The sequence below is a fragment of the Qipengyuania polymorpha genome, from assembly GCF_019711435.1.
Classification (GTDB): Bacteria; Pseudomonadota; Alphaproteobacteria; order Sphingomonadales; family Sphingomonadaceae; genus Qipengyuania; species Qipengyuania polymorpha.
Window position 1 is genome coordinate 481,886 of the sequence record NZ_JAIGNK010000002.1, and the last position, 13,469, is coordinate 495,354.

Here is a 13,469-nt window from a genome sequence, read left to right on the forward strand (position 1 = left end):
TGCTTGACCGCACCCCCGCCCTCGCCCACTTGAGGGGTGAATGAGCGAGAAAAAACAACTCGACACCGTCGCGCCGGGCACGGGAAGCGCCCGGGTTTATCGCGGGCCGCGCTTCCAGCCGCTGCGCCGCGCGACCAAGATTCCGGTCTGGGGCGACCTCGGTATCCGCCTTGGCGCGGCGCTGTTCCTGATTTTCATCGTCGTCATGATCCACTGGTGGGACCGTGAAGGGCTGGTGGACAATCTCGATGGCGAAGTCAGCTTTCTCGACGTCATCTATTTCACGATGATTTCCATCACCACGACGGGGTTTGGCGATATCGCGCCGATTTCCGATCGTGCCCGCCTGGTGGAGGCTGTCATCGTCACGCCGATCCGTTTCGCCGTGTTCTTCATCTTCGTGGGCACGGCCTATAATTTCATCATCAAGCGAAGCTGGGAGAAATTCCGCATGGCCCGCATCCAGGAAAAGCTATCCAACCATATCGTGGTGCTCGGCTACGGGATTTCGGGTTCCGAAGCGGTGGCCGAACTCATCGAGCGCGGCACTGATCCAAGCTGCATCGTTGTCATCGACCCGAGCGAGGAACGCCTTCACGCCGCCGAGAGCCTCGGCTGCAATGTGATGGCCGCAGACGCCACGCGCGACGAGACGCTGAAAGCGGTGCGTATCTCGGAAGCGCAGAACGTGCTCATCTCTGCCGGCCGCGACGACACGACCATCCTCATCACGCTGACCGTGCGCGCTCTCGCCCCGCGCGTGCCCATCAGCGTGGTGGTGCGCGCTGACGACAACGAATCGCTTGCGCGTCAGGCTGGTGCCAACAATGTCATTAACCCCGTCCGTTTCACCGGATTGCTTCTGGCAGGAAGCGCCAAGGGCGAACACATCGCCGATTACCTTGCCGACCTTGCCAGCGTGTCGGGCCGCGTCCAGTTGGTAGAACGCGAGGTCGAAGACGAGGAATGCGGCTGCGCCATCAGCGAACTCGAAAGCGGCGGCAGGGGCCTGCGCATCTATCGCAATGGGCGCGCGATCGGTTTCTGGGAAGACGAGTGCCAGAACCTCCAGAAGGGCGATATCATTGTCGAAATCGTCGCGACACCGAATGGAGAAACCAAGGGCGACGGACACCGCAAGGACGACCAGATTCGCGAGGATAGTTGAGCCTCACCCCAACAGCCAGAACACCCCGCCCATCGCCACATAGGCGGCCAGCCAGTAGGCCCAGTCGAACAGCGCCGTGGCAACGGGTTCCTCGCGGCGGACAGCCGTTGTGAAGATCGCAGGACCGATGAAGGTCAGCGCCAAGCCGCCCGCCATCATGAAATAAAGCCACCACTTCACCTCCAGCGTCTCGCTACCCACACGCGCGATCATGTGGCCGAGCATGGCGGCGCTGGCGAACAGCAGCAGGCCTGCCACGATGTGCAATAGATACGGCGAGCGCGGTGTCGCTGCCCGTCCGTAGAAGGCCACACCCAGCAGCGCCGCGACAGCCCATGCGGCCACAACGGCGATCCAGTTTACAGGTCCCATGCGGTGCCTCCTAGCGCGAGGCGAGCTCTTCGTGTAGGGGCGCGCGCAAATCCCACGGACATTCATATGAACACCCCCACCACCCCGATCCCCGACCAGAAGAAGGTCGGCATGGTTTCCCTCGGCTGCCCCAAGGCGCTGGTCGACAGCGAACGCATCCTCACGCGCCTGCGCGCAGATGGCTATGCGATGAGCCCCGATTACGCCGGTGCCGACGTGGTGCTGGTGAACACCTGCGGCTTCCTCGACAGCGCGAAGGAAGAAAGCCTCCAGGCCATCGGCGAGGCAATTGCCGAGAACGGCCGCGTCATCGTGACCGGATGCATGGGCGAAGAAGCCGACGCCATCCGCGCCGCGCATCCCAGCGTCCTCGCAGTAACCGGCGCGCACCAGTACGAGGCGGTTGTGGAGGCGGTCCACGAGCACGCCCCGCCCTCGCAGGGTCCCTTTGTCGACCTCATCCCGCAGCCGGACGTCAAGCTGACCCCGCGCCACTACAGCTACCTCAAGATTTCCGAGGGCTGCAATCACTCTTGCGCCTTCTGCATCATTCCCGACCTGCGCGGGAAGCTGGCCAGCCGCCGAATCGATGCCGTGTTGCGCGAGGCGGAAAAGCTGGTCGAGGCGGGCACGAAGGAACTGCTGGTCATCAGCCAGGACACCAGCGCCTATGGCGTCGACACGCGCCACGAGAGGAAGCCGTGGAAGGGCCGCGAAGTGCGCGCCCACATGACCGACCTCGCACGCGAACTGGGCCAGCTCGACATCGGTGGCGGCATGCCGCCTTGGGTGCGCCTCCACTATGTCTATCCCTATCCGCATGTCGACGCGGTCATCCCGCTCATGGCCGAAGGGCTGCTGACCCCCTATCTCGACATCCCCTTCCAGCACGCCAGCCCCAAGGTGCTGCGCGCGATGAAACGCCCGGCAAACGAAGCCAAGGTGCTCGAACGCCTCAAGGGCTGGCGCGAGATCTGTCCCGATATCGCCATCCGCTCCAGCTTTGTGGTCGGCTTCCCTGATGAGACCGAGGATGATTTCAAATATCTCCTCGACTGGCTGGAAGAAGCACAGCTCGACCGCGTCGGCGCGTTCCGCTTCGAGCCGGTCGAGGGCGCGCAAGCCAATGCCCTGCCCGACCCCGTGCCCGAAGAGGTGAAGGAAGAACGCTACGCCCGCGTCATGGAAGTGACCGAACGCATCAGCGCCGCCAAGCTTGCTGCCAAGGTCGGCCGCACGATCCCCGTCATCATCGACGAGGTCGGCGAGCCGGACGAGGACGGAGATATCGGCGCGACGGGTCGCAGCCATGCCGATGCGCCCGAAATCGATGGAGCGGTCTATTTGCGCGAAGTTCCCGCCAATCTGGCCGCGGGCGACATCGTATCGGTAAAAATCGAGGATGCCGACGCGCATGACCTCTACGGGGTCATCTCCTAGGCAATATCGGTTGCCCCAAATGCATTTACCATTTCGGGAAACGATTGGGCCCTCGCTCTAAAAAGCTGAAATCAGGGCGGAAAATTCGCGCGTCGTCGCATCTTTACAATTCGGCGTGCGATTTTCCTTCATCACAATCCCTACCTCGCTTTTAACCACGCGAAAGCGCGGAAACGCGTGACTCCCTGTAAAAATGTGAGCGCGCGTCAAAACATTCTTAAGTTTAATCTGAGCATACGGGCAACGAATGTTCGACGCTCGTGCAACCGACCGTGCCCCAGCGCCTTTTGGCTGGCTCTCCGTGAGCCTCCGCAAGGATGCCGTGACCCGGCTCAAGAACCTGCTTTACGCGGGCCTTGTCGCGCTGGCGTTGATGTTGTTCGCCTTCCTCCAGCCAGCCGACCAGATAATCTGGACCTTCCAGTCTAAGATCATCGATCGCGCCCCGACCGGCGATATCGTGTTCGTGGGAGCGGAACGCGACATGGCAGATCCGCGCCTGCCCGAGCGTAGGCTTGAACTGGCGACTGCTCTCGAGGAACTGAATCGGCAAGGCGTGGGACAAGTCTACATCGACATCCCGTTCCCGAAGACTTCCACTCCAGAGGCTGATGCGCGATTGGCTGCGGCTATCGCCTCGCTCGGACCACGTGCTGTACTGGTCGACCAGATTGAGCGGTCGTTGTCAGGCGAAGACCAGCTAAACTCGACTGCTGCCAGCATCGGACTTGATACGCGGCGGGTCGTATCGCGCCGCACCAGCAACTGGATGGGCTTTGCCTGGGAACGCGAATACGCTCACAATGTCCAAGGACGGCGCATTCCCTCGCTCGCCGCCTCGCTGGCCGGGGTCGAGGACGTCCCACCCGGCAGGTTCCAGGTCGATTACGCCATCCCGTCGGAAGATATTCCAGCCATCGGCTTGAGCGAGATGACATCGGGCAATAACGTCCACAGCCTTGCCGGTCGCACGGTCGTCATCGGGGAAGATGCCGGCCTGTCGGAAATGCAGCAGCGCGTCCCGGGCAACTATTCGGTGCCCTTCAGCTTCGTCGCCATCTACGCTGCGGAAACCCTGAAGGCAGGGCGCGACCGGCACATGTCGGCTCTCCCTGCGCTTTCGATCTTCCTGCTCCTTTTTGCAGCATGCCTCATTCTGGCCCGCGACCAGCGCCGTCGCTATGTTGCATACGCGGCCATCGCCGCATTCCTTCCGGCATCGCTCTATCTGGCCAGCCTGGTCGGCGTACGACTGGACATCTCCTATTGCGTGGCCGTGATCCTTGCCTACGCCATCATGCGTTCGCGTGCGCGATGGAAAAACCGCATGGCGCTGGTCGACAATGAAACCAACCTGCCCAAGCTGCAGGCACTGGAAGAGGCCATTTCGCCCGACCTGCACCTGCGCGGCCATATCGTGGTTGCGCGCATTCACGGTTACGAGCATGTCCTCAAGACCCTGCGACGCACCGACCGCGCCCATTACATCCTCAAACTGGTCGATCGCCTGCGCGCCGCTGATGGTGACCTCAAAATCTATTCCGAGGGCCACCACCTCGCCTGGCACTCCAAGCAGGAAGACAGCGCCCTGCTGGCCGAACATCTCGAGGGCACCCGTGCCATGTTCGCCGCGCCGGTCAACGTGGCCGGTTCGTCCGTCGACGTCGGCATCAGTTTTGGCGTGGCGAAACTTGATGGCGACCCGGCCGTCCGCCTTGCCGCCGCAGTCGCTGCTGCAGAGGAAAGTTCCGAAGCGCTGCAACCCATCAAGCTCGCCGAAAGCAGCTCGCGCTTCGACGAGCTCTGGGACATCTCGCTCCGCGCCCGCATTGACGAGGCCATGGAGGCAGGCGAGATTTTCTGCGTCTACCAGCCGAAGATCGACACGCGTAACGGCAATATGACCGGGGTCGAGGCGCTCGTGCGCTGGCAGGACCCGGCACGCGGCTTCATCCCGCCGATGCACTTCATCGCCCAGTGCGAGAAGGCCGGGCGCATGGACGCGCTGACTCAATATGTCCTCGAGCATTCCTGCTCTGCAGGTCGCCTGATGCATTTCCGCGGACGCTCGATCACCATGTCGGTCAACATCTCGGCGACGCTCCTGTCCGACATGCGCATCGTCGGCATGGTTCGCAACGTGCTGCAGGCCACCGGTTTCGACCCTCGCTTCCTTGTCCTGGAAGTGACCGAAACCTCGCGTATCGGTAACCTCGAGACTGCGGAGATGGTTCTCAACGAACTCAAAGCTCTCGGAGCACGGATTTCGATGGACGACTTCGGCGTCGGCGAAACCAACTTCGAGACATTTTTCGAGCTCCCGTTCGATGAAGTTAAGATCGACCGGCTGTTTGTCGCCAACATTACCAAGAGCGCAAAAGCCAAGGCAATCGTCGCAAGTATTGTCGGCATGGGACGCGATGCGCGAATCGGGGTGGTCGCGGAAGGCGCGGAGGACCATGAAACCCTGAAATTGTTAACAGAAATGGGCTGCACGCACGTCCAGGGCTACGTTTTGGCCCGCCCGATGAGTCTAGATAACCTTATGGAATTCAATAACTTGAAGGATAACGGTGCTCGCGAAGCATAGTTAACGCTTTACAAACAGATATAGTTAACAGAAGGTTACCGCCTGTACGTCAACAGGAGGCTACTATGCTGTTTGATTTTTGGGGCTGGATGTTCGGTAAAGAACGCAAGGACGACTAAGCACAGTCCACTACGAATTTGAGAAGGGTCCCTCACGGGGCCCTTTTTCTTTGCGTGAAGGGCTTTCGGGCTGCCCTGGGAATTAAGCCGAAACACAAGTGCCCGCTGCTGCGTTGGGCCACTATGCCCATTTCCATCGATACGAAGTTCTCGTTCAAACTCCCCCGCATGACCGACATCCTGCTGCAATTCGAAGCAGCGGCGATTCCGGAACAGGAATTGCTTTCCACCGACACCGACCTCACCGATGCCGAACACTGCGCCTGGGTTCCCGCGCAGGACGACATAGGTGAACGCATCTGGATAAGGGCCGAGGGACAATTCGACGTCTCCTATCGCGCCGAGGTCGACCTCAAACGCCAGCTGGCCGACCTTTCCAGCCTCCGCCGCCTTGCCCCCCACGACATGCCGGGCGAAGCGGTGCAGTATCTCTTCGACAGTCGCTATTGCGCAGCCGACCGCTTCCAGACCTTTGTCGACGAGGAATTCCCGGGCACCGACGGCGGGGAGCGCATCGCCGCCATCCGCGACTGGATTGCCGACAAGTTCACCTATTCGCCCGGTGCGTCCGGCCCCCAGACCACCGCGCTCGATACGTTTATCGAGCGCCGCGGGATCTGCCGCGACTATGCGCATGTCATGGTCGCCCTCGCCCGCGCGAGCACTATCCCCGCACGCTACGTCGCCTGCTATGCTCCGGGCGTGGAGCCCCCCGATTTCCATGCCGTGGCAGAGATTTTCCTCAACGATCCCGAGACCGAAGGTGGGGGAACATGGCAGCTGGTCGATGCTACCGGAATGGCCGATCCAGCGCAGACGGTGAAGATAGGCGTGGGCCGCGATGCCGCGGATGTGAGCTTCCTCACCAGCTTCGGAACGAACGAATTCGGCGACAAGCACGTGTCGGTCACCGCGACATGAGCGCCGCCATGAATAGCAATGCGGCCCACTGGCGCTGCGGGGGCCTCGCTGATAACGCCGCGCCAAAGGGAGAAGAGATACCGATGGACGGTACATGCTCGAGTTAAAGTTCGAAGCCGACCGCCTGCTCCTGTTCGGGGCCACCGGCGACTTGTCACAGCGTATGCTGCTGCCTTCGCTATGCGCGCTGCACGCCGACGGCTTGCTCGACCCGGAGTTGCGCATCGTCGCCACGGCACGATCGGAGATGACGACCAAGGAATTCCGTCAGTTCGCGCGCGAAGCCCTCGAAAAGCATCTTCCCGATAGCCGACGCGGCCCGACTGCCGACTTCCTCAACAAGCTGAGCTACGTGCCCGTCGATGCGACGACGCCCGCGGGATATGACGCGCTTGCGAAGGAAGTTGGCGAATACAAGGGGCTCGCCATCTTCCTCTCCACCGCGCCGAGCCTGTTCGAGCCGACCATCGCCGGGCTGAAGCGCGCCGGCCTCACCAATGGCAACGCGCGCATCGCGCTCGAAAAGCCGCTCGGCACCGACCTCGGCTCGAGCTGCGAAATCAACGATGCGGTCGCGAGGGCCTTCAGTGAAGACCGCATTTTCCGCATCGATCACTATCTCGGCAAGGAAACGGTGCAGAACCTGCTCGCGCTTCGCTTTGCCAATATCCTGCTCGAGCCGGTGTGGAATTCCAACTACGTCGACCACGTCCAGATTACCGTTGCGGAAACGGTCGGGCTGGAAAGCCGAGTCGCCTACTACGACGATAGCGGCGCGCTGCGCGACATGGTGCAGAACCACATGCTCCAGCTGCTCGCGCTGGTCGCGATGGAGCCGCCGACCAGCTTCGACGCCACTGCCGTGCGCGACGAAAAGGTCAAGGTGCTGCGCGCGCTGCGTCCGCTCCAGGCGAACGAGGTCGTCACGGGCCAGTACCGTGCCGGCGCTGTCGATGGCACGAGTGTTCCGGGCTATGACGAGGAACTGGGCAAGGACAGCGACACCGAGACCTATGTCGCTCTGAAAGCCCATGTCGACAATTGGCGCTGGCGCGGCGTGCCCTTCTACCTGCGCCACGGCAAGCGCATGCCCAAGCGCGTCACCGAAATCGTCATCCAGTTCAAATGCATCCCGCATTCGATTTTCGAAGGCCGCGGAGCGAAGACCGAACCCAACCGCCTCGTCATCGAAATCCAGCCGGAAGAGAACATCCAGCTCACAATGATGGCCAAGGTGCCGGGCCTCGGCAGCGACGGGTTGCGCCTGCGCCCCGTCCCGCTCGACATCGCCATGCCCGATGCCTTTTCCGATGTGGTCCGCCGCATCGCTTACGAACGCCTGCTGCTCGACCTCATCCATGGCGACCAGACACTCTTCGTTCGCCGCGACGAGGTCGAGGCCCAGTGGGACTATATCGACCATATCCGGGCGCTCTGGGCAGAGAACCAGACGCAGCCCAAGACCTATGCCGCGGGCACCTGGGGGCCTAGCTCGGCCGTGGCACTGGCAGAACGCGACGGGGTGACCTGGCACGATGACTAAGCCGCTGAACGATACCATCCACCGCGTGACCGAGCGCGTGATCGCCAATTCGCGAGACAGCCGCAGCGCCTATCTGGGCCTGATGGACCGCGAGGGCGACCGCGCTGTCAATCGCGGCACGATGAGCTGCTCGAACCTCGCCCATGCCTATGCCGGTGCGGAGGAAGACCAGCAGGCCATCATGGCCGCGCGCGGGCCGAACCTCGGCATCGTGACGGCCTATAACGACATGCTGTCGGCTCACCAGCCGTACTATCGTTATCCCGAACGGATGAAGATCTGGGCACGCGAAGTCGGCGCTACCGTGCAAGTCGCAGGCGGCACGCCCGCCATGTGCGACGGCGTGACGCAGGGCGAGGACGGGATGGAACTCTCTCTCTTCAGCCGCGACACGATTGCGCTCTCGACCGTAGTGGCGCTGAGCCACGCCATGTATGACGGCGTGGCGCTGCTCGGCATTTGCGACAAGATCGTTCCGGGCCTGCTGATGGGCGCGCTGCGTTTCGGGCATTTGCCTGCCATCTTCGTACCCTCCGGCCCGATGGGCACCGGCATTTCCAACAAGGAAAAGCAAAAGACCCGCCAGCTTTATGCCGAGGGCAAGGTCGGGCGCGAGGAATTGCTTGCGAGCGAGATGGGCAGCTACCATTCCCCCGGCACCTGCACCTTCTACGGGACGGCCAATTCCAACCAGATGATGATGGAGATGATGGGCCTCCACGTTCCGGGCGCTGCTTTCGTCCAACCGGGCGCGAAACTACGGCAGGAACTGAGCCGCAAGGCAACCCATCGGCTTGCGGGAATGAGCAAGGATGGCGACTTCCGCCCGCTGGGCAAGGTCGTCGACGAGAAGGCCATCATCAACGCCGCCATTGGCCTGCTCGCCACGGGCGGCTCGACCAACCACGCCATCCATATCCCGGCCATGGCGCGCGCGGCGGGTATCAGGTTCGACTGGACCGACCTCGCCGAACTCTCCAGCGCTGTGCCGCTGGTGGCGCGCGTCTATCCCAACGGCTCTGGCGACGTGAACCATTTCCACGATGCGGGCGGCATGGGTTATGTCATTGGCACGCTGCTCGACGAGGGGCTCGCGCATGGCGACATCCTCACCGTCTGGGACGGCGGCTTTGAAGCCTACGCCCAAGAACCCGGCATGGACGGCGACGCGCTGACCTGGCGTGAACCGGGCCCCAGCGGCGATACCGAAATGCTCCGCCCCGCCTCCGAACCGTTCCAGAGCGACGGTGGAATGCGTCTCGTTCAGGGCAACCTGGGCCGTGCCTGCTTCAAGTCCTCCGCCGTCGAGCGCGAGCGTTGGACCATCGAGGCGCCTTGCCGGATTTTCGAAGACCAGCCGAGCGTCAACGAGGCCTTCAAGAAGGGCGAACTCGACCGCGATGTCGTCGTGGTCGTCCGCTATCAGGGCCCGCGCGCAAACGGCATGCCTGAACTGCACAAGCTGACGCCCGCGCTCGGCGTTCTGCAGGACCGCGGCTACCGCGTGGCCCTCGTGACCGATGGCCGCATGTCGGGCGCGAGCGGTAAGGTCCCGGCGGCCATCCATTGCACGCCCGAAGCGCTCGGCGGCGGCCCGCTTTCCAAGCTTCGCGATGGCGACATCGTGAAGGTCTGCGCCGAGACCGGCACGCTCTCGACCACCGCCGACTTGGGCGCGCGCGAGGCATCGCCCGAGCCGCAGGCGGACAGCGGCATGGGCCGCGAACTTTTCGCCATGTTCCGCAGCAATGCCGACGGCGCCGAACAGGGCGCCTCGTCCATGCTGGCGATGGCAGGACTATGATTGACATCGAGGCTCAAGAGGGCCCGAGGGGAGGACAATGGAACTCGTAAGCGTCGATATCGGCGGCACCCACGCAAGGTTTTCAATCGCGACCGTCCATGATGACGGCAGCATCACGCTGGATGAACCCGAAACCATCCACACGCAGGACCACGCCAGTTTCCAGACGGCATGGGAAGATTACCGCGCGCGCAAGGGAGGCACCCTCCCCTCGCGCATTTCGATGGCGATTGCCGGCCCCGTGGGCGGCGATGTCATCCGCTTCACCAACAACCCGTGGATCATCCGCCCGGCGCTGGTGAAGGAAAAGCTGGGTGTCGACAGCTACTGCATCGTCAATGATTTCGAAGCCGTGGCGCATGCCGTGGCGCGCGTGGACAACGACCAGTTCCTTCACCTATCCGGCCCTGACATTCCGCTTGCGCCGACCGGCCGCCTGACCGTTCTCGGACCCGGCACGGGCCTCGGCGTCGCCCATCTCTACCGCGAACCCGACGGCAGCTACCGTGTCTCGGCGACCGAGGGTGGCCATGTCGATTTCGCCCCGCTCGACCAGATCGACGACGCACTGCTCGCGCGCCTGCGCAAGCGTCACAACCGCGTCTCGGTCGAGCGCGTCGTCTCGGGCCCGGCCATTGTCGATATCTACCAGACGCTGGCTGCGCTCGAGGGCAAGGCAGTGAAGGAGGAAGACGATATCGCCATCTGGACCCGCGGGCAGGACGGCAGCGACAGCCTTGCCGCCGCCGCGGTCGACCGTTTCTGCATGTCGCTCGGCAGCGCAGCGGGCGATTACGCTCTTTCGCAAGGCGGTTTCGGCGGCGTCGTGATTGCGGGCGGCCTCGGCTACCGCATCCGCAACACGCTGGTGCGCTCCGGCTTTGCCGAGCGCTTCAAGGCCAAGGGCCGCTTCCAGGAACTGATGGCGAGCATTCCCGTCAAACTCATCACCCATCCGCAGCCGGGCCTGTTCGGCGCGGCCGCCGCCTATGCGAGGGAACACCCGTGACCGCTATCGCCGACATCATGCAGACCGCACCGGTCATTCCCGTCATCGTAGTGGACGAGGTGGAGCATGCCGTTCCCCTCGCCCGCGCTTTGGTCGCTGGCGGATTGCGCGTCCTCGAAGTCACGCTGCGCACGCCTGCGGCGCTCGACGCCATCAAGGCGATGAAGCAGGTAGAGGGCGCGATTGTCGGCGCAGGCACAGTCACCAACCAGCAGGAACTCGCCGATGCAATTGGCGCCGGCAGCGAATTCATCGTCTCGCCCGGCCTCACCGAAAGCCTCGGCAAGGCGGCCATTCGCGAAGGCATCCCCTTCCTCCCCGGTATCGCCAATGCGGGCGATATCATGCGCGGACTCGACTTGGGTCTCACGCATTTCAAGTTCTTCCCCGCCATGGCCGCAGGCGGCCTGCCCGCCCTGAAGGCGCTCGCCGCGCCCTTTGGCCAGTGCCGCTTCTGCCCGACCGGCGGAATTACGCTGGAGAACGCACCTGACTGGCTCGGTTTCGACCCGGTGCTGTGCGTCGGCGGAAGCTGGGTCGCACCACGCGGTGCGGTGGACGAGGCTGAGGTGGAAAAGGTCGCACGCGAGGCTGCTGCGCTCGGCGGCTAACCCGTTCGGCGAGGGTTTTCCGGCGCAAAGGTCCAGACCATCTCATCATCTTCATAGCGAGACGATGCGTGGATGCCACCGATGTTGAGCGGCGTCTCACCCGTAAGGCTTTCAGCCATGCGTGCAGCATCGGCGCGTGAAATCGTCCGCTCGAAATCCTCGAACACCATCACGATGATTTCCGCCCAGACCGAGGGACGGTAAACGCCGGAACGCGCGAGCGGGCGGTAGGTGATACGCTGGCCGTCATCCTCGCTGGCCAAGGCGTAGTCTTCTGCCGCGAGCCCCAGGATGTCGTCTTCCATTTCGGCGAGCACTTTTGCGGAGCGCGCCACCCCCTCGCGGTCAATCCAGTCCGCCGAGACAAGCGCCTCGCGCATCCTGACGCGGTCGTAAACGATGTCCTTGTTCGAGGGGTCAAGCACGGCTTCAAAGCCGCTTTGCTCGACCACGCTTTCAAGCTCTTGCCTGTTCCAGCCAAGCAAGGGCCGCAGGAGGATGACCTCGCTATCGGGTACAAGGCCGGCTTCGCGGACCCCTGCCAAGCCTGACAAGCCGCTCCCGCGATTGAGCCGCATCAGCAGCGTCTCGACCTGGTCGTCACGGTGGTGCGCGGTGCACAGCGTGTCGACACTGCGGCGGTTGGCCCAGTCCGACAGCGCTCCATAACGCGCAAGCCGTGCCTGGTTTTGCAGGTTCCCTTCGCCGACTTCGACACGCAGAGTTTCGTGAACCACGCCAAGTTTCGCACAGATGCCTGCCGCATGCTCGGCTTCAGCGGCGCTCTCCGGTCGTAATCCGTGATCCACCGTGGCCGCCTCGACCCTGCCCGGCAAGGCGGCGCTCGCAAGGAGCAGCAAGGCAAGGCTGTCCGGACCACCCGACAGGGCGATACCAAGCTTTGCGTCCGGCTCGTCCACATCGAGCCACACATCGGAAAGGTCCGCCCGGAACCGCTCTACCAGTTCCGGGTCGAGCACCATCTTAGCCGCAGCTCACCTTGCTGCGAGCGGTCGCATACTGGCCCGAGAGGCGGCCTGTTGCGAGTGCGGGGTAGGTCTCGCCGAATTCGGACAGCGCGATACAGGCGCGGTTGGTGTCCTTCAACGCAATCATCGACTCCGCGAGGAACAGCAGGCTGTCACCGGCGCGCGCGCCGTTCTTGTCGGCCTGGTAGTTGCGCAGGAACCACGGAGCGGCCTCGGTCGGCTTGCCATCGTCGAGATAAGCGCGGCCCAGCAAATTGCGGCCGAAGCTGGTGCGCGAGTGGTTGGGGTATTTTTCCACAAACAGCGTCAGCTGCTGCTGCGCCTCCGGGTAAAAGCCCGCTTCCCACAGCCGGAAGCCATAGGAATATTCGTCATCGCCCGCATCGTCGGTCTGCGGCTTGGTGATGGCCTGCACCGCAGCGACGCGCGCCGGGTCGGGCTGCGAGACCGGCTCCGGCTGGGCGGCAGGAGTCTTCACGACCGGCTCGGGCGGCGGGGCGTTCGCACCTTCCAGCGCCTCGACCCGCTCTTCGAGCAGCCGCATGGCGTTGGTGCCGACCTCATATTGCGCGGTGAGGCGCTGCAGCTGGCTTTCCAGCGCATCGAGGCGCGCGAGGATATCGGTCACCGCCGTGGTCGAGGGCGCAGCCGAAGCAGCGGGTGTGGTGGTCCCCGTCGCAGGCGCGGTAATCTGCGGCTCGAAATAGCGACCGTCGCCGCCCGGAAAGACCTTGCGCTGGAGCGCACGGACTTCGGCTTCGAGCTTGCGGATGCGGGCCTCGTCATCATCCTGCGCGGCGGCGGGCATGGAGGTGGCGAGAAGAGCCGTGGCAATGGTGCCAAGGCCTAGGGCGCGTGCACTGCGTGCGAACATCGTAATTTCGTGCTCCCTCATGGAGAATT

At 63.3% G+C, this 13,469-nt stretch carries 11 protein-coding genes; 8 read left to right on the forward strand and 3 right to left on the reverse strand.

The window, feature by feature from the left end; all coding sequences use genetic code 11:
• The first annotated feature begins 40 nt into the window (after nucleotides 1–40).
• Entirely contained in the window at nucleotides 41–1,168 is a 1,128-nt protein-coding gene (locus tag K3152_RS07675; protein ID WP_221573508.1) for a potassium channel family protein, read from the forward strand.
• Between the two features lie 3 nt (nucleotides 1,169–1,171).
• Here the strand turns inward: K3152_RS07675 and K3152_RS07680 are convergent, their stop codons facing one another.
• The gene (locus tag K3152_RS07680; protein ID WP_221573509.1) at nucleotides 1,172–1,540 is read right to left on the reverse strand and encodes a DUF1761 domain-containing protein; all 369 of its coding nucleotides are present in this window, start codon (nucleotides 1,538–1,540) and stop codon (nucleotides 1,172–1,174) included.
• Between the two features lie 66 nt (nucleotides 1,541–1,606).
• On the opposite strand from K3152_RS07680, the gene rimO reads away from it, so the two are divergent.
• The 7 genes from rimO to eda all read left to right on the forward strand — a co-directional run bounded on the left by rimO (nucleotide 1,607) and on the right by eda (nucleotide 11,577).
• Complete coding sequence (rimO, locus tag K3152_RS07685) at nucleotides 1,607–2,980, forward strand: 30S ribosomal protein S12 methylthiotransferase RimO (RefSeq protein ID WP_221573510.1); 1,374 nt, start codon at nucleotides 1,607–1,609, stop codon at nucleotides 2,978–2,980.
• Between the two features lie 301 nt (nucleotides 2,981–3,281).
• On the forward strand, nucleotides 3,282–5,570 hold the full coding sequence (locus K3152_RS07690; RefSeq protein WP_221573511.1) for an EAL domain-containing protein: 2,289 nt from the start codon (nucleotides 3,282–3,284) through the stop codon (nucleotides 5,568–5,570).
• A gap of 242 nt (nucleotides 5,571–5,812) precedes the next feature.
• Nucleotides 5,813–6,610, forward strand: a complete 798-nt coding sequence (locus tag K3152_RS07695; protein ID WP_221573512.1) for a transglutaminase-like domain-containing protein — start codon at nucleotides 5,813–5,815, stop codon at nucleotides 6,608–6,610.
• A 94-nt stretch (nucleotides 6,611–6,704) separates the two neighbouring features.
• Nucleotides 6,705–8,153 carry a glucose-6-phosphate dehydrogenase gene (gene zwf / locus K3152_RS07700; RefSeq protein ID WP_221573513.1) on the forward strand — a complete coding sequence of 483 codons (1,449 nt, stop codon included), beginning with the start codon at nucleotides 6,705–6,707 and terminating at the stop codon, nucleotides 8,151–8,153.
• Nucleotides 8,146–9,957 (forward strand): phosphogluconate dehydratase, encoded by a 1,812-nt coding sequence (gene edd / locus K3152_RS07705; protein ID WP_221573514.1) that lies wholly within the window; start codon nucleotides 8,146–8,148, stop codon nucleotides 9,955–9,957. Before zwf ends, edd begins: the two co-directional genes overlap by 8 nt.
• A 37-nt stretch (nucleotides 9,958–9,994) precedes the next feature.
• The gene (gene glk, locus K3152_RS07710; protein WP_221573515.1) at nucleotides 9,995–10,966 is read left to right on the forward strand and encodes a glucokinase; all 972 of its coding nucleotides are present in this window, start codon (nucleotides 9,995–9,997) and stop codon (nucleotides 10,964–10,966) included.
• Entirely contained in the window at nucleotides 10,963–11,577 is a 615-nt protein-coding gene (gene eda / locus K3152_RS07715) for a bifunctional 4-hydroxy-2-oxoglutarate aldolase/2-dehydro-3-deoxy-phosphogluconate aldolase (protein WP_221573516.1), read from the forward strand. Before glk ends, eda begins: the two co-directional genes overlap by 4 nt.
• On the opposite strand, the gene tilS is transcribed toward eda, so the two are convergent.
• Nucleotides 11,574–12,560, reverse strand: coding sequence for a tRNA lysidine(34) synthetase TilS (tilS, locus tag K3152_RS07720; protein ID WP_221573517.1), 987 nt, complete (start codon nucleotides 12,558–12,560; stop codon nucleotides 11,574–11,576). The genes eda and tilS overlap by 4 nt on opposite strands.
• Before the next feature lies 1 nt (nucleotide 12,561).
• Nucleotides 12,562–13,461 carry a tetratricopeptide repeat protein gene (locus tag K3152_RS07725; RefSeq protein ID WP_247713267.1) on the reverse strand — a complete coding sequence of 300 codons (900 nt, stop codon included), beginning with the start codon at nucleotides 13,459–13,461 and terminating at the stop codon, nucleotides 12,562–12,564.
• Between the last annotated feature and the right edge of the window lie 8 nt (nucleotides 13,462–13,469).